Here is an 18,873-nt window from a genome sequence, read left to right on the forward strand (position 1 = left end):
ACCCGGCTGGCAGGCGCTCGACCGGGATCTGAACAGGATCTCGCGCGTCGAATACGCGACCATTTACCTGTCGCGCTCGTTGGTCGCGGTGGGGCTGGGGCTGGTTTTCGTGGCGCTGGCGGCGCTGTGGGCGGCGCTGATCGTGGGCGGCACGCCGGGCGGGCTGACCATCGTCGTGGCCGCGGCCTTCGGTGCCTACCTGGCACTGAATATCGGCGCGAACGACGTGGCGAACAACATGGGTCCGGCGGTCGGGGCGAATGCGCTGCCGATGCTGGGCGCACTGGTCATTGCCGCGGTGTGCGAGACGGCGGGTGCCCTGATCGCCGGCAGCGACGTCGTGAGCACCATCGCCAGCGGCATCGTAGCGCCCTCGAGCTTCTCCGACGGCTCGGTCTTCGTGCTGGCGATGCTGGCGGCGCTGCTGTCCTCGGCGCTGTGGATCAATCTGGCGACCTGGATCGGCGCGCCGGTCTCGACCACCCATGCCATCGTGGGCGGCGTGATGGGCGTAGGGGCGGCGGCAGCCGGGCTCGGTGCGGTCGAATGGGGCACCATGTCGCGCATCGCGGCCAGCTGGGTGATCTCGCCGATCATGGGCGGCGGGCTCGCGGCGCTGGCGCTGTGGGTCATCAACCGCCTGATCATCGAGCGCGACGACAAGGTTGCCGCGGCCCGCACCTGGGTGCCGGTGCTGATCGGGGTGATGGCCTGGGCCTTCGGAACCTATATCGCGCTCAAGGGCCTGAACAACCTGTTCCCGGTGACGCTCGGGACGGCGGCGCTGATCGGTCTGGCGGTGGGCGGGCTGTCGTGGCTGGCGGCGCGGCCCTATGTGCGGCGGCAGGCGGCACATCTCGATAACCGCAACCGCTCGCTCAAGGTGATGTTCCAGCTGCCTCTGGTGCTGTCCGCCGCTTTGCTGAGCTTCGCGCATGGCGCGAATGACGTGTCGAACGCGATCGGGCCGCTCGCTGCGATCGTGCAGACGATGAGCGGTGCGCAACAGGGCGGAACCCTCGATATCCCGCTGTGGGTGATGGTGATCGGGGCGCTTGGAATCTCGGTCGGGCTGATGCTGTTCGGACCGCGGCTGATCCGCATGGTCGGCGACCAGATCACCAAGCTGAACGCGATGCGCGCCTATTGCGTCGCGTTGTCCGCGGCGATCACGGTGATCGCGGCCTCGTGGCTGGGGCTTCCGGTCAGCTCGACCCATATCGCGGTGGGCGGAATCTTCGGCGTCGGCTTCCTGCGCGAGGCGATCGAGGCACGGCGCATGGCCTCCGGCCCGGGCGAGGACACCCCGCCCCACCTCGCCCACGAGGAACGGCGCCGGCGCAAGCTGGTCCGGCGCTCGCATTTCATGACGATCCTTGCGGCGTGGATCATCACCGTTCCGGCCACGGCGCTGCTCTCGGCACTGGTGTTCCGGGCGCTGCGGCTGGTCTGAGACAAGGGAGCCCCCGGGCAGGACGAAACCGGATCCGCCTCACAGACTGGCAAACCGCTCCTGCGTCATCAGGGTGATATCCTCTGCGCTCAGCCCGCCGGCATTTGCCACCTCGACCACCCTTTCGCCGTTGAAGGTGACCCAGGCAGAGCCCGGCGTTCCGGACGGCTCGACCGTGACATGCGCCCCACTCAGATCGCTTTCGGTGTCACAGACCAGAACGATCCGGTCCGTCCCCGGCTGGTAATCGGTGATCGAGGCCGGAGCCTCTGGCGCGATCCAGTCGCCAAGGGTGAAGTCGTCCGCCCCCTCGCCTCCCGACAGCACATCGCCCGATCCGCCGACCAGCGTGTCGTCGCCCGTTCCGCCGTTCAGATAATCGCCCGAGGCCCCGCCGGTCCCGGCCGAAGCCGGGTCCGTGCCCGCACTGTCTTCCTGTGACGCCTCAGTGCAGTCCTGCGCCGTCGCCCCGATCGCGCGAGTCTCCGGACCGGCCGCGGCAGAACCGTCGCCCTGCGCCACGGCAGACCAGTCCGCGGCCGGAACCCCGCTGCCGATCAGCAGATCGTCGCCCGTTCCGCCATCCACGACATCTTGCCCGGAGCCTCCGGACAGCACGTCATCGCCGCAACCGCCCTGCAGGCTGTCGTCGCCCGCGCCACCGTCGAGACGGTCGTCTCCCTCGCCACCGATCAGGGCATCCGCCCCGGCTCCGCCCGCCAGACTGTCGGCCCCCGGCCCGCCCGACAGAGCATCGTCCCCCGCCCCGCCGTCCAGAGCATCGTCCCCCTCGCCACCGTCCAGCGTATCCGCCCCCGCTCCGCCGGACAGACTGTCATCCCCGCCGTCGCCGGTCAGGGCATCGGCGCCGGCATCGCCTGACAGGGTGTCGTCCCCGCCATAGCCGTCGATCTGGTCGTTTCCGTCGCCGCCGGAAATCCGGTCATCCGCCGCATCGCCCCACAGCTTGTCCGCCCCCGGGCCCGCCGTGGGCGAGGCCGCACGCTCCGGCGTATCGAACCCGTCCGAGGTCGCCGTCCCGGTCGCGGGATCGACGACATCGCCATCCTGCCCGGTATCGCCCGCCTCTGCACCGGCATCGTTTTCCTGCGCCGCATCGGCCTCGTCTGCGCCGTCCTTCATCTGACCGGCCAGATCCAGCAGATCCGGCCCGGTTCCCGCGCCGTCCCCGCCCCCCGGGTCCGCCGCATCGCCGCCCTCTGCATCCGGATCCGCTTCCTCGCCCGGCAACGGCACGATCAGCGCCAGCGCCGAACCGAACACCATCATCCCCACGAATCCGGCCATCATGAACATGATACCCCCCACACACCGCTACCCGAGCGAAGGGATGCCACCGTTACCAGAGTCGCGAAAGAGCGAAGGCCGGGCAATCCCCGGCCTTAACCATTGTTTTCAATGCGATAGTTAACGAAACCCGTTCAGACCCAAAGTTCCGGCTGCCGCTCGTAACCGATGTAAAGCGGATGCTTCGGCGCCCCGGCCTTGGTCAGCCCGAGATGGAACAGCTCGCGCCCGGTTCCGCGCAACAGCGCCTCGACATGCCGGCCGCGGTCCAGATGCGCACCATGCGAGCCCCAGGCACAGACGATCCTCGCCCCCGGCCCCGCAGCCCAGTCCACGCTGTCGAGGATCGCACGGTCATTCTCCGGCCCGACGGGATCGGGCTGGGCGCGCATGTCCTTCGGATCGGTGGCGCGCCAGGCGAAGATATTGGTCACCCGGAACGCGCCGAAGCCAAGCGTGCGCGCCCGCCGCTCGCAGCGTTCGACGGTCGGGTCATTCTGCACCTCGGTCGCGGTCGAGGGGTTGAGCATCACGAACAGCGCCCGCGGCCCCGCCGCATCCCAGGTCCGGGTCAGCAGGTAACGATAGCGCTCATCGTCGGAGTAGACCGCGACCGAGGGCGCATCGCCCTTGACATGCTCTCGCGTGATCATCTCTCGCCCTTTCGGCTTTCCACAAATATCCTGGGGGTGAGCGCGGCACGCGCGAGGGGGCAAAGCCCCCTGCCCGTCCACCGCCAAAGCCCCGCCTACAGGTTGAACACCCGCGCCGGATGCAGCTCGCCGCCCATGTAGCGGCCGACGGCGACCGGACGGCCCTCGTAGCTCGCCCAGACTTCCTCGCCGAATTCGACGCCCGTCGCGATCACCATGCCCGGATTGCCGTGGCTCAGCCGCACCGCACCCTCGGCCGTCGCGCGCACCTCGGTCAGATCCTCGAGCCCGATCTCCAGCGGCTGCACCAGCGCATCGAGTTCCGGCGTCCGCGCCAGCCGCTCGACGGTTTCCAGCGTCTGCGCATCGGTCACGCTGAACGGCCCCGCCCATTCGCGGCGCAGCCATTGCACATGGCCAAGACAGCCGAGCGCGCGGCCCAGATCGCGCGCGATCGAGCGCACATAGCCGCCCTTGCCGCAGACCATCTCGAATTCCGCGGTATCGGCATCGGGACGACCGATCAGGATCAGGCTCTCGACGAACAGGGGCCGCGCCGCGAGCTCCATCCGCTCGCCCTCGCGCGCCAGATCATAGGCCCGCTCGCCATCGACCTTCACCGCCGAGAACTGCGGCGGAACCTGCTGGATGTCGCCGCGAAACGCCGGCAGCGCCGCTTCGATCTCGGCGTCCGAGGGCCGCGCGGCAGAGGTCTCGATCACCTCGCCCTCGGCATCGTCGGTGGTGGTCGCGGCGCCAAAACGCACGAGGAAGCGATAGCATTTCATCGCGTCGGTGACATAGGGCACCGTCTTCGTCGCCTCGCCGAAGGCCACCGCGAGAACCCCCGTCGCCGCGGGGTCCAAAGTCCCCGCATGGCCCGCCTTCTTCGCGTCGAGCGCCCAACGCAGCTTGCTCACGACCGCGGTCGAGGTCACCCCCGCCGGCTTGTCGATCACGATCCAGCCCGAAATGTCGCGACCCTTCTTGCGGCCCATTGGTCCCTCCGGTTTCAGAAGGCCCGCCTGCTAGCGCGGGACGGGCCGAAGGTCAATCGTGCGCGACCATGCCGACGATCGGGCCGACCGGAAAACCGAAGTCGTTGCGCCCCTCTCCGGGCACCGCGAGCCGAGAGATCGAGCCGTCGAAATACAGCGCGTCCCGCGCCCCCAGAGCATCGCGGAAGAACCGCGCGAAGCGGTGGAAATTCACCGGCTTGTCCGAGATCGCGAACCATGCCGTCTGCCCGTCCGCCGAAACGCCCACGCCGTTGCGGATGTAAACGCTGTCGCTGTCCGCGAGGAACCGCGGATGCAGCTCTCCGCCCAGCACCAGCATCGGCCCCGACTGGGTGGCATAACGGCACGCCGGCCGGCGCGCGGCATACTCCGACGTCTCGAAGATGCTGAACCCGGTGCCGCCGTCGGGCGTGCCGATGCACAGCACACCGTTGGGCGTCAGGCTGAAATTGCCGCCGCTCGAACGCGTCACCAGCGGCGCGATTTCCTGCCCGTCCTCGACATAGAGACCCACCGGGCTGCGATCGGCTTCGAACATGCCGGCATTCATCGCGAAGACCAGTCGCTCGCCCGGTTTCAGCACGTCCTGCACCCGCGCCGGAGAGCCGATCGGCGCATCGCCCGATTTCAGCCACAGCCGCACGTCGTCGGTGGCCTTCGCCTCGCAGACGGTGAAGGGAATGTCCTCGAAATCGACGGTGCGACAGGGGTCCTCGGCCAGCGCGGCGCGCGGCACGAGGACCGAAAGCGTGAAGAGCAGACTAGCCCAGAGCGTCCGCATCGTCGTCATCGTCGTCGCGCTTGGCGATATCGCGCTGCACCGTCTCGTCCGAGAACATCCGCCGCGTCTCGTCGAGACGGTCGAAAGTGTCATCGAGGCGGAAACGCAGCTCGGGCGTCGATTTGGTGGTCAGCCCCTTCGAGACGTGATGGCGCAGCTCGCCGCTGTGCCGGCGCAGTGCCGCGAGCATCGCCTGACCGCTCTCGCCGCCGAGCGTGCCGCCCAGCGGCGCCACATAGACCGTCGCCACCTTGAGGTCGGGCGAGCAGCGCACCTCGCCCACGGTGATCGAGATCTTGTTCAGGTCGGGGTCATGGACCTCGGCCCGGATCAGCACGTCCGAAAGCGTGCGCCGGATGAGTTCGCCCACCCGGAGCTGTCGTTGCGAAGGGCCATCGCCCGAGGAAAAACGGTTCTTTGCCATATCCCGCACATAGTCGGTTGCGATGCGTCCCGCAACTCGGGCCTTTGCGAGAACCGGCCCGAAGGATAAGAAATCCCCCGACAGCAAGGAGAAACACATGACCGACCTTCCCGGAATCGTCATCACCGGAGCCTCGGGGCGCATGGGGCGGATGCTGATCCGCGCGGTAACGGAGGCGGAGGCAGCCGGCAAGGCCCGCCTCGCGGGTGCGCTGGTGCGTCCGGGGCACGCCTGGGTCGGCCGCGACGTGGGCGAGGCGATGGGCGGCGCGCCGCTCGGCGTCACCGTGACCGACGACCCGCTCGAAGCCTTCGCGAAGGCGCGCGCGGTGATCGACTTCACCACGCCCGAGGCCTCTCTCGGCTTCGCGCGGCTCGCGGCGCAGGCCCGCGCGGTCCATGTGATCGGCACCACGGGCTTCGAGAAGGCGCAGCTTGCCGCCCTCGACCCCTGCGCGCGGCACGCGGTGATCGTGCGGGCGGGCAACATGGGGCTCGGGATCAACCTGCTGACGCAGATGGTGCGCAAGGCGGCCGAGGTTCTGGACATCGAGTGGGACATCGAGGTGGTCGAGGCGCATCACAACCGCAAGGTCGACGCGCCATCGGGCACGGCGCTGATGCTCGGTCAGGCGGCGGCCGACGGGCGCGGCATCGAGCTCGACGAAAATACCGAGGCGGGGCGCAATGGCATCACCGGCCCGCGCAAACCGGGCGCCATCGGGTTCTCCTCGATCCGCGGCGGCGACATCGTGGGCGAGCATGACGTGATCTTCGCCACCGCCGGCGAGCGGGTGATCCTGCGCCATGTCGCGACCGACCGGATGATCTTCGCCCGCGGCGGGGTCAAGGCGGCGCTCTGGGGGCTCGAGCGCAAGCCCGGCCAGTATGACATGATGGACGTTCTCGGCCTGTGATGCGGGGCTAAGGAGGGGGCTTTGCCCCCTCGCCCTGCGGGCTCACCCCCAGGATATTTGAGGCGAATCGAAAGCAGGCGCCGCTCCGGGATGGAGGGCGCCTGTGCTCTTTCGCTTTGCTGAAAATATCCTCGGGGGTCCGGGGGCAGACAGCCCCCGGGGCCGGGCACGGGGACGCGATCAGAAGTCGATCGCGAGGCCCTTCTTCTCCCAGTCGCCATAGCGCACCGGCTCCGGCCCGTCTCGGCCGCCGAGTTCGGTCGGCAGCGCCGTTCCCTTTGCCGCCTTGCGCCGTTCCTCGGCCTCGGCCAGCGCGCGCAGCGCGGCGGGGGGCAGATCGGTCTTCGCCTGTTCGCTCATGATCGGACTCCGGTTCCTTGTCAGGGGCTCGGTTCCGATATAGTCCGCGCGCAAACCCGCAACAAGGGAAGGAGATCGGGCCCATGTCCGGCATCGACCTCGCACGACGCGCCGCCTGCGCGCTGATCACCGGTGTTCTCGACGAACGCCAGACGCTGGCCGAGCAGATCGGCGCCGAAGCACTCGACGGGCTCTCGCCTTCCGAGCGCGCCCGCGCGCAGCGATTGGCGCTCGATTGCCTGCGCAATCTGCCGCGCGTCGAGGCGATGCTGAAGCCGCATCTGCGCCGCCGCCCGCCCGCCGACGTGCTGGCGCTGCTGCGCCTCGGCACGACCGAGCTGTGCGTCGAGGGCGTGCCCGCGCATGGCGTGGTCAATGCCGCGGTGGCGCTGGTGCATTCGGGCGGGCGCCGGGTCGAGGGCTATGCCGGTCTCGTCAACGCGGTGCTGCGCAAGGTGGCCGAGGACGGCGCGCGCTGGTCCGCCCTGCCGGTGCCGGCGCTGCCCGGCTGGCTGCGCGGACGGCTGATGTCGGCCTGGGGCAAGGTCGCCGTGATGCGGATGGAAGAGGCACACCTCGCCGGTGCCCCCCTCGATCTGACGGCGCGCGGCGATGCGGCGGCGCTGGCCGGGGCGACCGGCGGGCAGCTTTTGCCGACGGGCTCGGTGCGTCTGGCCTCGGGCACGCAGGTCACCGCGCTGCCGGGCTATGCCGAAGGCGAGTGGTGGGTGCAGGACGCGGCCGCGGCACTGGCCGCCCGTGCCGTCGCGGCACAGCCGGGAGAAGAGATTCTCGATCTTTGCGCCGCACCGGGCGGAAAGACGCTGCAACTCGCCGCCGCGGGCGCGCAGGTCACCGCGCTCGACATCTCCGAAGGGCGGCTCGAACGGCTGCGCGAGAACCTCGACCGCTGCCGGCTGAGCGCCGAGGTGATCGCCGCCGACGCGCTGATCTGGGAGCCGGAGCGGCGCTTCGACGCCATCCTGCTCGACGCGCCCTGTTCCGCCACCGGCACGATCCGCCGTCATCCCGACCTGCCGCAGGTCAAGCAATCCTCCGACATCCGCGATCTCGTCGCGCTTCAGGCGGCGCTGCTCGACCGCGCGCTCGGCTGGCTGAAACCGGGCGGGCGACTGGTTTACTGCACCTGTTCGCTCCTGCCCGACGAGGGCGAGGCGCAGATCGCCGCCGCCCTCGTCCGGCATCCGGGGCTGAGCGTCGAGCCGGTCGAGATCGCCGGCACCGATCCCGAGTGGCACACCGGGAACGGCGCGCTGCGGCTGCGGCCCGACTACTGGCCCGAAATGGGCGGCATGGACGGCTTCTTCATCGCCCGCCTGCGCCCCTGAGCCGCCCCCCTCTGCCGATCCCAATGGCAGTCCGCGCCGCGCCGGTTTATCCTGCGCGGGCATTTCCCGACGCGATACAGAACGGACCAGGACATCATGTCTGGCAAGATCAGCCCCCTGTCGTCTTCCCCGAGCCGCGGCCGCCTCGACGCCTGGCGCGACCGGCGCGCATTGCGTGCCGCCGCCCCCGTGCCGAGCGGCTTCGTCACCGAACCGGCACCGCGCTCGATCGGGCTGTTCGCGCGCGGCCGGCAGCTGATGGCGGGGCGCTTCCCCTATGAGGGCTGCACCATCGAGGCCCCCGACACCGCCCCCTGGGATCTGAGCGAGACCGATCCGGCCTTCGTCACCGCGATGCAGAGCTTCGTCTGGCTCGACGATCTGGCCGCGGTGGCCGAGCGCCCGGCGCGCGCCCGCGCGCAGGACTGGGCCTTCGACTGGATCGCGCGGCAAGGCACGGGCGAGGGTCCGGGCTGGACGCCCGAGATCACCGGCCGGCGGCTGCTGCGCCAGATCAACCACGGCGCCTTCCTGCTCGCCGGGCGCACCCGCGCCGAGGCGGAGGCGCTCTTCACCACCCTCGGCCGTCAGGTGCAGTTCCTGTCGCGGCGCTGGTCCTCGGTTCCCGCGGGGACCGGACGTCTCGGCGCGCTGTGCGGGATGGTCTGTGCCACCGCGATGCTGCGCGGGCTGGAGGGGCAGACGGACAGCGCCCTCGCCGCGCTCGCCGCGGAGTGCGACACCCTCATCGGCGCCGATGGCGGCATCGCCAGCCGGAACCCCGAGGAGCTGCTGGAAACCCTCGGGCTGCTCGTCGACACCGTGGGCACGCTGAAATCCGTCACCCGCACCCCGGCCGAAGGGATCTCGAACGCCATCGCGCGCATCGTGCCCACGCTGCGGCTGCTCCGGATGCCCGATGGCGGGCTCGCGCGGTTCCATGGCGGCGGTTGCGGCGCGCCCGGGCGGCTCGATGCGGTTCTGACGGCCTCCGAGGTGCGCACCCCCGCGCCCGACGAACCCGCCATGGGCTTCGTGCGGTTGCAGGCCGCGGGCACGGCGCTGGTCGTCGATGCTGCCGCGCCGCCCGCGGGGGCGGCATCGGCCCATGCCCATGCCTCGACGCTCGCCTTCGAGATGACCTCGGGGCGCCGGCCGCTGGTGGTGAACTGCGGCGCGGGCGAAAGTTTCGGACCGGACTGGGCGCTTGCCGGGCGCGCCAGCGCCTGTCAGTCCACGCTGTCGCTCGAAGGGTATTCCTCGTCGCGCTTCGGACGGGCCCACAAGACCGGCGCGGGCCCCGAAAGTCTGCTCACCGAGACCCCGGACGAGGTCTGGACCCGCCCCGAGGACCCACCGCGCCGCCATGCGCTGTTCGGTCATGACGGCTACCGCGCCACCCACGGGCTGACACATCTGCGCGAGCTGTCCCTCACCCCTGATGGCGACGGGCTGCATGGCACCGACTCCATCGGCGCGATGTCGCCCGTGGACACGAAGCTGACCGAGGCGGTGCTCGACCGCGCCGGCATCCGCGGCATCCCCTATCAGCTGCGCTTCCATCTGCACCCCGATGTCGATGCCACGCTCGACATGGGCGGATGGGCGGTGTCGATGGCGCTGAAATCGGGCGAGATCTGGATCTTCCGCTTCGACGGGCAGGTCGATCTGACGCTTGCCCCCTCGGTCTGGCTTGAAAAGGGGCAGCCCGGCCCGCGCGCCACGCGCCAGATCGTGCTTTCGGGGCGCTTGCTCGAACCCAGCCAGCAAATAAGCTGGACGTTCGAGAAAGCACAGGTTACCCCCGCGCCCATACGCGACTAGCGGCGCCAAGCGCGCCCCGACATCTGAGCATAAGGACTGCCAGCCATGACCAGACCCGTCCACATCACCCGCGCCCTGATCTCCGTTTCCGACAAGACCGGGCTGATCGACTTCGCCCGCGCCCTTGCCGCGCGCGGCGTCGAGCTGCTGTCGACCGGCGGCACCGCCAAGGCGCTGCGGGTCGCGGGTCTGACGGTGCGCGACGTGTCCGAGGTGACCGGCTTCCCGGAGATGATGGACGGCCGGGTCAAGACGCTGCATCCGGTGGTGCATGGCGGCCTTCTGGCGCTGCGCGACAACCCCGAGCATGTCGCCGCGATGAAGGATCACGACATCGCGCCGATCGACCTTCTGGTCGTCAACCTCTACCCGTTCGAAGCGACCGTCGCCAAGGGCGCGCCCTATGACGAGTGCATCGAGAACATCGACATCGGCGGCCCGGCGATGATCCGCGCGGCGTCGAAGAACCACGCCTTCGTCACCACCGTGGTCGATGTCGAGGATTACAACGCGGTTCTGGCCGAGCTCGACGCCAACGACGGCGCCACCACCTACAGCTTCCGCCAGAAGATGGCCCAGATCGCCTATGCCCGCACCGCCGCCTATGACGCCGCGGTCAGCACCTGGATGGCCAAGGCGATCGAGGAAGACACGCCGCGCCGCCGCGCCTTCGCCGGCACCCTCGCCCAGACCCTGCGCTATGGCGAGAACCCGCATCAGAAGGCGGCGTTCTACCTCGACGGCTCGAACCGTCCGGGCGTCGCCACCGCGAAGCAGTGGCAGGGCAAGGAACTGTCCTACAACAACATCAACGACACCGATGCCGCCTTCGAGCTGGTCGCCGAATTCCCGACGGAACAGCCCGCCTGCGCCATCATCAAGCACGCCAACCCCTGCGGCGTCGCCACCGGCAAGACCCTGGCCGAGGCCTATGCCCGCGCCTTCGACTGTGACCGGACCTCGGCCTTCGGCGGCATCATCGCGCTGAACGGCACGCTGGACGAAGCGACCGCGAAGGAAATCGTCGGCATCTTCACCGAGGTCGTCATCGCCCCCGACGCGACCGAGGGCGCGAAGGCCGTCTTCGCCGCGAAGAAGAACCTGCGCCTGCTGACCACCGGCACGCTGCCCGACGTCAAGGCACCGATCACCACCTTCCGCCAGGTCTCGGGCGGGTTCCTGGTGCAGGACAAGGACAACGGCATCATCACCGAGCACGATCTGAAGGTCGTCACCGAGCGCGCGCCGACCGATCAGGAGGTCAGGGACCTGCTGTTCGCCTGGACCGTCGCCAAGCACGTGAAGTCGAACGCCATCATCTACGTCAAGGACGGGGCCACCGTGGGCGTCGGTGCCGGTCAGATGAGCCGCGTCGATTCGACCCGCATCGCGGCGCGCAAGTCGCAGGACATGGCCGATGTGCTCGGTCTGGCCGAGGCGCCGGTCAAGGGGTCGGTCGTGGCCTCTGACGCGTTCTTCCCCTTCGCCGACGGTCTCATCACCGCCGCCGAGGCCGGTGCGACCGCGGTGATCCAGCCGGGCGGCTCGATCCGCGATCAGGACGTCATCGACGCCGCGAACGAGCGCGGTCTGGCGATGGTGTTCACCGGTATGCGCCACTTCCGTCACTGATCGTCCATCGCACAGAGAGGCTCCGTATGCGTCTGACCGTCTGGATTGCGGCTGCGGTTTTCCTGATCGACCAGATCAGCAAGTATCTCGTGGTCGAGGTTCTCGATCTGGCGCATTACGGGGCCATTGACGTGTTGCCGCCCTGGCTGAATTTCCGCATGGCGTGGAATCAGGGCGTCAACTTCGGCCTGATGGCCGGCGAGGATCAGCTGACCCGCTGGGGTCTGGTGGTTCTGTCGCTGGTGATCTCGGGCTGGGTCTGGGTCTGGGTGTCGCGCAGCGGACGGCAGTCGCCGCGGATGCTGGCGGCGGCCGGGTTGCTGATCGGCGGCGCACTCGGAAACGTGATCGACCGGGTGATCTATGGCGCGGTCGCCGATTTCCTGAACATGTCGCTGCCGTTCTGGGAAAATCCGTTCTCGTTCAACGTCGCCGATATCGCGATCTTCTTCGGCGCCATCGGGCTGGTGATGTTCAGCGGCGAGGACAAGGCGAAATCCACCCCGAAACCGGACAAGGCAAAAGCCCGCCGCTGAGCCCGCAAGGGGACGTGACGGGCCGGTTGCGATAGGCTAAGACGGATCGCGAAAGAAACAGGGAGTTCTCCATGCGTGCGACGATCGGACGGCTCGGCATCGCGGTTGCGATCGCGGCTCTCGTCGCCGGATGCGGCTCGGACAAGACGCCCGAGCTGATGAACCTGCGCAAGACCGGGCAGGGCCCGGACGAGTTCAGCATCCTGCCGACAAAGTCCTTGCAGATGCCGGAAAATCTGGCCGCGCTGCCGGTGCCCACGCCGGGCGGGACCAATATCACCGACCCGACGCCCGCCGCCGATGCCATCGCGGCGCTCGGTGGCAAGCCGCAGCAGATCACCGGAAAACTGCCGGCGGCAGATTCGGCACTGCTCGCGCGCGCCGACCGCTTTGGCGCCGATCCCGCGATCCGCCAGACCCTCGCGGCCGAGGATCTGACCTGGCGGCAGCATCACAACGGGCGTCTGCTCGAACGGCTGATGCGCAACAGCGTCTACGCCAGTGCCTATGAGCCGATGGCGCTCGACCAGCGGGCCGAGCTGGAACGCTGGCGCAGTGCCGGCGTGCCGACGCCCGGCGCTCCGCCCTCATCGGTGGCGCAAAAGGCCCTTCCGCGGACCAACTGATCCGTCGCGGACGGATCACATCCGCGTCAGCCGGTCACGAGCCGGGGTTGTGGCCGGAGGGATGCCCTGTAGTCTCTGCCCCGGCCCGCGACCGGGCCCGGAACACTGCGGAGGGAACCCGATGTCGCGCGTATTTCTGAAGACGGGCCTGAAAGCGGCCGCGCTGGCAATCGTGCTCGTCCCCCTGGCCGAAGCCCCTGCCGAGGCTGCAGAAATCAGCAATTTCACCCTGAACAACGGCCTTCAGGCCGTGGTGATCGAGGATCACCGCGCCCCGGTCGTGGTGCAGATGGTGTGGTACAAGGCGGGCTCGGCCGATGAGGTCCGCGGCAAGTCGGGGATCGCGCATTTCCTCGAACATCTGATGTTCAAGGGCACGGACACGATGGCCGCGGGCGAGCTGTCGAAGACCGTCTCGGCGAACGGCGGTTCGGACAACGCGTTCACCTCGTATGATTACACGGCCTATTTCCAGCGCATCGCGGCCGACCGGCTGCCTCTGGTGATGCGGATGGAGGCCGACCGGATGGAGCATCTGAAGCTCTCGCCAGACGACTGGCAGACCGAACGTCAGGTGATCCTCGACGAGCGCCGCCAGCGCACCGACAGCAACCCGAATGCGCTTTTCGCCGAGCAGGCCCGCGCGGCGCAGTTCCTCAACAGCCCCTATGGCACGCCGGTGATCGGCTGGAAGCAGGAGATGGAGGGGCTGACCCGCGACGACGCGCTCGCCTGGTATCGTCGCTATTACGCGCCGAACAACGCGGTGCTGGTGGTCGCAGGCGACGTGACGCCCGATCAGGTGAAACAGCTCGCCCAGCAATATTACGGCCCGCTCGTTCCCTCGGAGACGATCCCGCCGCGCATCCGCCCGCAGGAGCCGCCGCAGCTTGCCGCGCGCCACCTCGATTACAAGGACGCCCGCGTCGCCCAGCCCTATCTGACGCGCAGCTATCTGGCCCCGGCCCGCACCCCGGGCGATCAGAAGACCGCCGCGGCGCTGACCATCCTGTCCGAGATCCTCGGTGGCAATCCCCAGACCTCGGTTCTGTCGCGCGATCTGGTCTATGACAGCGGCGATGCGATCTGGGCCACGACGGATTACGACGGCATGTCCATCGACAAGACCACGTTTTCCATCTCGATGATGCCGGCGCCAGACATCGGGCTGCCGGAGGCGGAAAAGGCCCTCGATGCCGCGCTGGCGAAGTTTCTGAAAGACGGCATCGACCCGGCGCAGTTCGAGCGCATCCGCACCCGCATCCGCGCCGGCCAGATCTACGAGCAGGACAGCGCGCAGTCTCTGGCGATGCGTTACGGCGAGGCACTGGCCTCGGGGTTCTCGGTCAGGGATGTGCAGGACTGGCCCGACGTGCTGATGTCGGTGAGCGAAGACGACGTGATGGCGGCGGCACGCGCCGTGCTGGTGCCGGCGGCCTCGGTCACCGGCTATGTGGAACCGGCGCCGAACGACGGCTCGGCGCCTCAGGTGGCGGCCGATCCCGGCGCCATGAACGGAGGCACCACGCGATGATCCGTCTGTCTTTCCGGCGTCTTGTGGCGCCCGTGCTGCTGCTTGGCGCACTGTTCGCCGCCCTGCCCGCGGCGGCGATCGAGGTGAAGGAAGTCACCTCTCCGGGCGGGATCACCGCCTGGCTGGTCGAGGAGCACGACATCCCCTTCACCGCGCTGGAAATCCGGTTCCGCGGCGGCACCTCGCTCGATGCGCCGGGCAAGCGCGGCGCGATCAACCTGATGACCGCGACGCTCGAGGAAGGTTCGGGCGATTACGACAGCCAGGGCTTCGCCGCGGCGCAACAGGCGCTGGCGGCGGGTTTCAGTTTCGACGTGGATGACGATGCGCTGTCGGTCTCGGCGAGGATGCTCAGCGACAACCGCGACAAGGCGGTCGAGCTGCTGCGCGGTGCGCTGACCGATCCGCATTTCGATCAGGCTTCGCTCGACCGGGTGCGCGGCCAGGTGCTGTCGATCCTCGCCGCGAATGCCCGCGACCCGCAGGCCATCGCCGCCGAGGCGTTCCGCAAGGCGGCCTTCGGCACCCATCCCTATGGCAGCGATCCGAACGGCACCGTCGAAAGCGTGAAGGCCCTGACCCGCGAGGACATGTTCGACGCCAGGGCCCGCGTGATGACGCGCGACCGGATGGTGGTCTCGGCGGTGGGCGACATCACCCCCGAGGAGCTGGGCCCGATGCTCGACCGGCTGCTTGGGGCGCTGCCGGCGACCGGCGCGCCGATGCCGCCGAAGGCCGGGGTCGCGCTGAAACCCGGCACCACGGTCATTCCCTTCGAGGGGCCGCAAAGCATCGTGCTGTTCGGTCAGCGCGGGCTGGCGCTCGACGATCCGGATTACTTCCCGGCGATGGTGTTCAACCAGATCCTCGGCGCGGGCGGGTTCTCGTCGCGGCTGATGGACGAGCTGCGCGAGAAGCGCGGGCTGACCTACGGGATATCGACCGCGCTGGTGCCGATGGACCTCGCGGCGACATGGCAGGGCGGCTTCGCCACCTCGAACGAGAATGCGGCCGAGGCCATCGGGCTGGTGAAGCAGGAATGGGCCAGGGCCGCGACCGGCACCGTGACCGATGACGAGCTGAAGAACGCCAAGACCTATCTGACCGGCGCCTATCCGCTGCGCTTCGACGGCAACGGGCGGATCGCGGCGATCCTCGCGGGGATGCAGCTCAATCACCTGCCCATTGACTACATCCGCACCCGAAACGCCCGCATCGAGGCCGTCACCCGCGACGATATCGCGCGCATGGCGAAGCGGGTGATCCAGGCGGACGGGCTCGATTTCATCGTCGTGGGGCAGCCGAAGGGGCTGTAACGGGCCGCGTCCCTCACGGCGGGAAACGGTTTCGGCCGTTCCCGTTCCGTGCTATCTGTAGCGGTATGAACATCCAGCCCCCCAAGATCGGCGCAACCCGCCCGGTGATCCGTCAGCTCGACGATTCCGCCGCCAACCGCATCGCCGCCGGCGAGGTGGTGGAACGCCCCGCCTCGGCGGTGAAAGAGATCGTGGAGAACGCCCTCGACGCCGGCGCGACGCGGATCGAGATCGCCTATGCCGACGGCGGCAAGACCCTGATCCGGGTCAGCGACGACGGCTGCGGCATGACGGCCGAGGATCTGCCGCTCGCGCTGTCGCGCCATGCCACCTCGAAGATCGACGGATCGGATCTGCTGAACATTCACACCTTCGGCTTTCGCGGCGAGGCGCTGCCGTCGCTCGGCGCCGTCGGGCGGCTGAGCATCGCCTCGCGCGCCGAGGGGTTCGAGGCCGCGCAGATGAACGTCGAGGGCGGCCGCCCCGGCCCGGTGAAGCCCGCCGCGCTGAACCGCGGCACCGTGGTCGAACTGCGCGATCTGTTCTACGCCACCCCGGCGCGGCTGAAATTCATGCGCACCGACCGGGCCGAGGCACAGGCGATCCTCGACGCGGTGAAGCGGCTGGCGATGGCCGAACCCTATGTCAGCTTCCGGCTGAACGACATCTCGAACGGCGGCGCGCGCGAGCTGTTCCGCGCCGATGCCGAACAGGGAGAGCTGTTCGGCGCGCTGGCCGGGCGTCTGGCGCGTATCCTCGGCCGCGATTTCACCGATAACGCCATGGTCATCGACGCCGAGCGCGAAGGCATCCGGCTGACCGGATATGCCGCGCTTCCGACCTATTCGCGCGGCGCCGCGGTCGAACAGTTCCTGTTCGTCAACGGCCGCCCGGTGCGCGACAAGATGCTGCTCGGCGCGCTGCGCGCGGGCTACATGGACGTGCTGCCGCGCGACCGCCACCCGGCGGCGGCGCTGTTTCTCAGCTGCGATCCCGAGCGTGTCGACGTCAACGTCCACCCGGCGAAGGCCGAGGTGCGCTTTCGCGAGGCGGGGATCCCGCGCGGGCTGATCGTCACCGCGATCCGCCATGCGCTGGCCGAGGCGGGGCAGCGCGCCTCCTCGACCGTCGGGACCGAGACGCTTGCGGCCTTCCGTCCGGAACCCGTCGAACGGCAGATGACGCTTGGCGAGCCCGCGCCGCAAACCGCCTTCCCGCCGCGCGTCTATCAGATGGATCGCCCCTCGGCGGGGGCGGTGCGCGCAAGCTATGCCGCCCAGGCCCCCTTGCACGATTTCGAGGAAGCCCCGCCGCCCCCCTGGGCGATGCCGGCGGCGCAACCGCTGATCCAGCCCTCGGCCCGCGCCGAGGCGCCCGCCCCCGACGACCGGCAGATGCAGCACGCCCCCCTTGGCGCCGCCCGCGCGCAGGTGCACGAGAATTACATCATCGCCCAGACCGAGACCGGCATGGTGATCGTCGATCAGCACGCCGCGCATGAGCGGCTGAATTACGAGCGGCTGAAACGCCAGATGGCCGAGAAGGGCGTCGCGGCGCAGGCGCTGCTGATCCCCGAGATCGTCGAGCTGTCTGCGGGCGACGCGGCGCTGCTGCTCGATCATGCGGACGACCTCGCCCGCCTCGGCCTCGGGATCGAACCGTTCGGCGGCTCTGCCGTGGCCGTGCGCGAGACCCCGGCGATCCTGGGCGAAATCAACGCCGCCAACCTGCTGCGCGATGTGCTCGACGAACTCTCCGACCTCGGCGGCAGCGATCTGGTGCTGGCGAAGATCGACGCGGTGCTGAGCCGGATGGCCTGCCATGGCTCGATCCGCTCGGGCCGCAGGATGCAGGTCGAGGAGATGAACGCCCTGCTGCGCGAGATGGAAGCGACGCCGTTCTCGGGCCAGTGCAACCACGGCCGGCCGACCTATGTCGAGCTGAAGCTGAGCGATATCGAACGCCTGTTCGGACGGACCTGAGAATGACGATTGCGACGAATGACCCGATGATCTGGCTGGTAGCGGGGGCGGTGGTCCTTGTGGTGGTGCTGCTCGCGCTGGTGCTGAGCGCGGCGGGGCGGTCTGCGCGCGCGGTGGCGCCGCTGACGCAGCAGATGCTGACCTTCGCGCAGACGGTGCAGTCGCTCTCGGACGGGCAGCAACAGCTTGCGGGCGGGCTGCGCCACGTGTCCGAGGCCGCCGCCGCCAGTCAGGCGAAGATGCTGCAGCTGATGGAAACCCGACTGCAACAGGTCAACGCCCAGATGACCGAATCGCTGCAAGGCTCGGCCACGAAGACCGCGCGCAGTCTGGGCGATCTGCAACAGCGGCTGGAGGCCATCGACAAGGCCCAGGCCAATATCGAGAAGCTGTCGGGCAACGTTCTGGGGTTGCAGGACATCTTGTCGAACAAGCAGACCCGCGGCGCGTTCGGGGAAATTCAGCTCAACGACATCGTGGCGAAGGCGCTGCCGGCCGACAGCTACACGATGCAGGCGACGCTTTCGAACGGGAAGCGGGCGGATTGCCTGATCCATCTGCCGAACCCGCCGGGCCCGATCGTGATCGATTCGAAATTCCCGCTGGAAGCCTACGAGGCGCTGCGCCGCGCCGAAAACCAGTCGCAGCTGATCGAGGCGCAACGGATGATGCGCATCGCGGTGCGCGCCCATATCAAGGCGATTTCCGAGAAATACCTGATCGAGGGCGAGACGGCCGACGGCGCGCTGATGTTCCTGCCCTCCGAAGCTGTCTATGCTGAGTTGCACTCGAATTTCCCCGAGCTGGTGCGAGAGGGCTTCGCGGCGAAGGTGTGGATCGTCTCGCCCACCACCTGCATGGCGACGCTGACCACGATGCGCGCGGTGCTGAAGGATGCCCGGATGCGCGAGCAGGCCGGCGCGATCCGCAAGGAGCTGGCCGCGCTTTATGCCGATGTCGACCGGCTCTCGACCCGCGTGGGCAGCCTTGACCGGCATTTCGGGCAGGCGGCGAAGGATATCGAGGACATCAAGATCTCTGCCGAGAAGGCGGGAAAGCGCGCGCACCGGCTGGACAATTTCGACTTCGAGGAACTGGCGCAGGACACCGGCGCCCCAACGTCGCGGGTGGTGCGCCTCGATCTGTGAGGCTTTCCTGTT

The 18,873-nt window shown here is 68.9% G+C and carries 17 protein-coding genes; 11 read left to right on the forward strand and 6 right to left on the reverse strand.

From position 1 onward, the window contains the following. Nucleotides 1-28: 28 nt before the first annotated feature. Nucleotides 29-1,453: an inorganic phosphate transporter gene (locus CG50_RS02505; RefSeq protein ID WP_051909410.1), complete on the forward strand. Its 1,425-nt coding sequence runs from the start codon at nucleotides 29-31 to the stop codon at nucleotides 1,451-1,453. 39 nt (nucleotides 1,454-1,492) lie between these two features. On the opposite strand, the gene CG50_RS17480 is transcribed toward CG50_RS02505, so the two are convergent. From CG50_RS17480 to rbfA, 5 genes are all read right to left on the reverse strand, one after another. Continuing rightward, nucleotides 1,493-2,770 carry a calcium-binding protein gene (locus CG50_RS17480; RefSeq protein WP_051909392.1) on the reverse strand — a complete coding sequence of 426 codons (1,278 nt, stop codon included), beginning with the start codon at nucleotides 2,768-2,770 and terminating at the stop codon, nucleotides 1,493-1,495. 125 nt (nucleotides 2,771-2,895) lie between these two features. Further along, the gene (locus CG50_RS02515; RefSeq protein WP_036634858.1) at nucleotides 2,896-3,414 is read right to left on the reverse strand and encodes a DUF1643 domain-containing protein; all 519 of its coding nucleotides are present in this window, start codon (nucleotides 3,412-3,414) and stop codon (nucleotides 2,896-2,898) included. Between the two features lie 95 nt (nucleotides 3,415-3,509). Next, complete coding sequence (gene truB / locus CG50_RS02520; protein WP_036634860.1) at nucleotides 3,510-4,412, reverse strand: tRNA pseudouridine(55) synthase TruB; 903 nt, start codon at nucleotides 4,410-4,412, stop codon at nucleotides 3,510-3,512. Nucleotides 4,413-4,464: 52 nt separating this feature from the next. Beyond that, nucleotides 4,465-5,214, reverse strand: a complete 750-nt coding sequence (locus tag CG50_RS02525) for a phosphodiester glycosidase family protein (protein ID WP_036634863.1) — start codon at nucleotides 5,212-5,214, stop codon at nucleotides 4,465-4,467. Next, complete coding sequence (gene rbfA, locus CG50_RS02530) at nucleotides 5,195-5,638, reverse strand: 30S ribosome-binding factor RbfA (RefSeq protein WP_036634866.1); 444 nt, start codon at nucleotides 5,636-5,638, stop codon at nucleotides 5,195-5,197. The genes CG50_RS02525 and rbfA overlap by 20 nt, the downstream gene beginning before the upstream one ends. Nucleotides 5,639-5,735: 97 nt before the next feature. On the opposite strand from rbfA, the gene dapB reads away from it, so the two are divergent. Beyond that, a complete protein-coding gene (gene dapB, locus CG50_RS02535) occupies nucleotides 5,736-6,554 on the forward strand; it encodes a 4-hydroxy-tetrahydrodipicolinate reductase (protein ID WP_036634868.1) in 819 nt (272 codons plus the stop codon). A 180-nt stretch (nucleotides 6,555-6,734) separates the two neighbouring features. Here the strand turns inward: dapB and CG50_RS02540 are convergent, their stop codons facing one another. Beyond that, nucleotides 6,735-6,914 (reverse strand): DUF1674 domain-containing protein, encoded by a 180-nt coding sequence (locus CG50_RS02540; protein WP_036634871.1) that lies wholly within the window; start codon nucleotides 6,912-6,914, stop codon nucleotides 6,735-6,737. An 83-nt stretch (nucleotides 6,915-6,997) separates the two neighbouring features. Between CG50_RS02540 and CG50_RS02545 the strand changes: the two genes are divergently transcribed. The 9 genes from CG50_RS02545 (at nucleotide 6,998) to CG50_RS02585 (ending at nucleotide 18,861) form a co-directional block, all read left to right on the forward strand. Further along, a complete protein-coding gene (locus CG50_RS02545) occupies nucleotides 6,998-8,263 on the forward strand; it encodes an RsmB/NOP family class I SAM-dependent RNA methyltransferase (protein WP_036634874.1) in 1,266 nt (421 codons plus the stop codon). Nucleotides 8,264-8,359: 96 nt separating this feature from the next. Continuing rightward, a complete protein-coding gene (locus CG50_RS02550) occupies nucleotides 8,360-10,087 on the forward strand; it encodes a heparinase II/III family protein (protein ID WP_036634877.1) in 1,728 nt (575 codons plus the stop codon). A 45-nt stretch (nucleotides 10,088-10,132) separates the two neighbouring features. Continuing rightward, complete coding sequence (gene purH / locus CG50_RS02555; RefSeq protein ID WP_036634879.1) at nucleotides 10,133-11,719, forward strand: bifunctional phosphoribosylaminoimidazolecarboxamide formyltransferase/IMP cyclohydrolase; 1,587 nt, start codon at nucleotides 10,133-10,135, stop codon at nucleotides 11,717-11,719. A gap of 26 nt (nucleotides 11,720-11,745) precedes the next feature. Then, complete coding sequence (lspA, locus tag CG50_RS02560; protein ID WP_036634881.1) at nucleotides 11,746-12,255, forward strand: signal peptidase II; 510 nt, start codon at nucleotides 11,746-11,748, stop codon at nucleotides 12,253-12,255. A gap of 71 nt (nucleotides 12,256-12,326) precedes the next feature. Next, complete coding sequence (locus tag CG50_RS02565; RefSeq protein WP_036634883.1) at nucleotides 12,327-12,881, forward strand: DUF3035 domain-containing protein; 555 nt, start codon at nucleotides 12,327-12,329, stop codon at nucleotides 12,879-12,881. A 121-nt stretch (nucleotides 12,882-13,002) separates the two neighbouring features. Further along, the gene (locus tag CG50_RS02570; RefSeq protein ID WP_081880245.1) at nucleotides 13,003-14,415 is read left to right on the forward strand and encodes a M16 family metallopeptidase; all 1,413 of its coding nucleotides are present in this window, start codon (nucleotides 13,003-13,005) and stop codon (nucleotides 14,413-14,415) included. Continuing rightward, the gene (locus tag CG50_RS02575; RefSeq protein ID WP_036634884.1) at nucleotides 14,412-15,731 is read left to right on the forward strand and encodes a M16 family metallopeptidase; all 1,320 of its coding nucleotides are present in this window, start codon (nucleotides 14,412-14,414) and stop codon (nucleotides 15,729-15,731) included. Before CG50_RS02570 ends, CG50_RS02575 begins: the two co-directional genes overlap by 4 nt. Nucleotides 15,732-15,796: 65 nt before the next feature. After that, nucleotides 15,797-17,713: a DNA mismatch repair endonuclease MutL gene (mutL, locus tag CG50_RS02580; protein WP_036634886.1), complete on the forward strand. Its 1,917-nt coding sequence runs from the start codon at nucleotides 15,797-15,799 to the stop codon at nucleotides 17,711-17,713. A 2-nt stretch (nucleotides 17,714-17,715) separates the two neighbouring features. Continuing rightward, nucleotides 17,716-18,861, forward strand: a complete 1,146-nt coding sequence (locus CG50_RS02585; RefSeq protein ID WP_036634890.1) for a DNA recombination protein RmuC — start codon at nucleotides 17,716-17,718, stop codon at nucleotides 18,859-18,861. Nucleotides 18,862-18,873 lie beyond the last annotated feature (12 nt).

This window comes from Paenirhodobacter enshiensis (assembly GCF_000740785.1).
GTDB classification, from domain to species: domain Bacteria; phylum Pseudomonadota; class Alphaproteobacteria; order Rhodobacterales; family Rhodobacteraceae; genus Rhodobacter; species Rhodobacter enshiensis.

Bases quoted from the DNA above. Each gene is read 5' to 3' on its own strand.
- CG50_RS17480 (WP_051909392.1), bottom strand. From the start codon at position 2,770: ATGTTCATGATGGCCGGATTCGTGGGGATGATGGTGTTCGGTTCGGCG.
- CG50_RS02515 (WP_036634858.1), bottom strand. From the start codon at position 3,414: ATGATCACGCGAGAGCATGTCAAGGGCGATGCGCCCTCGGTCGCGGTC.
- truB (WP_036634860.1), bottom strand. From the start codon at position 4,412: ATGGGCCGCAAGAAGGGTCGCGACATTTCGGGCTGGATCGTGATCGAC.
- CG50_RS02525 (WP_036634863.1), bottom strand. From the start codon at position 5,214: ATGCGGACGCTCTGGGCTAGTCTGCTCTTCACGCTTTCGGTCCTCGTG.
- rbfA (WP_036634866.1), bottom strand. From the start codon at position 5,638: ATGGCAAAGAACCGTTTTTCCTCGGGCGATGGCCCTTCGCAACGACAG.
- dapB (WP_036634868.1), top strand. From the start codon at position 5,736: ATGACCGACCTTCCCGGAATCGTCATCACCGGAGCCTCGGGGCGCATG.
- CG50_RS02540 (WP_036634871.1), bottom strand. From the start codon at position 6,914: ATGAGCGAACAGGCGAAGACCGATCTGCCCCCCGCCGCGCTGCGCGCG.
- CG50_RS02545 (WP_036634874.1), top strand. From the start codon at position 6,998: ATGTCCGGCATCGACCTCGCACGACGCGCCGCCTGCGCGCTGATCACC.
- CG50_RS02550 (WP_036634877.1), top strand. From the start codon at position 8,360: ATGTCTGGCAAGATCAGCCCCCTGTCGTCTTCCCCGAGCCGCGGCCGC.
- purH (WP_036634879.1), top strand. From the start codon at position 10,133: ATGACCAGACCCGTCCACATCACCCGCGCCCTGATCTCCGTTTCCGAC.
- lspA (WP_036634881.1), top strand. From the start codon at position 11,746: ATGCGTCTGACCGTCTGGATTGCGGCTGCGGTTTTCCTGATCGACCAG.
- CG50_RS02565 (WP_036634883.1), top strand. From the start codon at position 12,327: ATGCGTGCGACGATCGGACGGCTCGGCATCGCGGTTGCGATCGCGGCT.
- CG50_RS02570 (WP_081880245.1), top strand. From the start codon at position 13,003: ATGTCGCGCGTATTTCTGAAGACGGGCCTGAAAGCGGCCGCGCTGGCA.
- CG50_RS02575 (WP_036634884.1), top strand. From the start codon at position 14,412: ATGATCCGTCTGTCTTTCCGGCGTCTTGTGGCGCCCGTGCTGCTGCTT.
- mutL (WP_036634886.1), top strand. From the start codon at position 15,797: ATGAACATCCAGCCCCCCAAGATCGGCGCAACCCGCCCGGTGATCCGT.
- CG50_RS02585 (WP_036634890.1), top strand. From the start codon at position 17,716: ATGACGATTGCGACGAATGACCCGATGATCTGGCTGGTAGCGGGGGCG.